This window comes from Alicycliphilus sp. T452 (assembly GCF_054512775.1).
In genome coordinates this window covers 1-586 of the sequence record NZ_JBTNEH010000082.1, presented here as the reverse complement: position 1 = coordinate 586, position 586 = coordinate 1, and the positions used below count along the sequence as shown (strand labels likewise).

At 67.6% G+C, this 586-nt stretch carries 1 protein-coding gene; it reads right to left on the bottom strand.

Translation table 11 applies throughout. The annotated features are described in order from the left end of the window. Positions 1-586 (bottom strand): phosphotransferase family protein (locus ACX12L_RS23000; protein WP_459264581.1); only part of this gene is annotated, 586 nt, incomplete at both ends.

Here is a 586-nt window from a genome sequence, read left to right as displayed (position 1 = left end):
GCGCAGCGCGAAAGACCACGCGAGCTGCGCCATGGGCCGCGCCGTGGCGCCGGCGGCCTTTGCCTGGGCGCTGGCGGCGGTGCCATCCTCCACGCGCTTGGCGATGCCCTGCAGGATGGCGGCGATGCGGAACATGTTGTAGGCCAGGTAAAAGCTCCAGTCCGCGTGCAGCTGCGCGTTGTCCGCGATGCCGGTGCGCTCGCAATAGCGGGCGATGTAATCGCGCTCGCCCGGGATACCCAGGGCCGCCAGATCCAGCCCGCCGATGCCGCGGCTGAGCGAGGCGGGAATATGCCAGCCCATGCAGTGGTAGGCAAAATCGGCCAGCGGGTGGCCCAGCGTGGACAGCTCCCAATCGAGCACCGCGATCACGCGCGGCTCGGTGGGATGGAACATGAGATTGTCGAGCCGGTAATCGCCATGCACGATGGACACGCGGCCCTCGTCCCTGGCGCTGTCGGGCATGTGCGCGGGCAGCCACTGCATGAGCCAATCCATCTCGGCGATCGGCTCGGTGACCGACGCCAGATACTGCTTGCTCCAGCGCCCGATCTGGCGCTCGAAATAATTGCCCGGCCTGCCATAG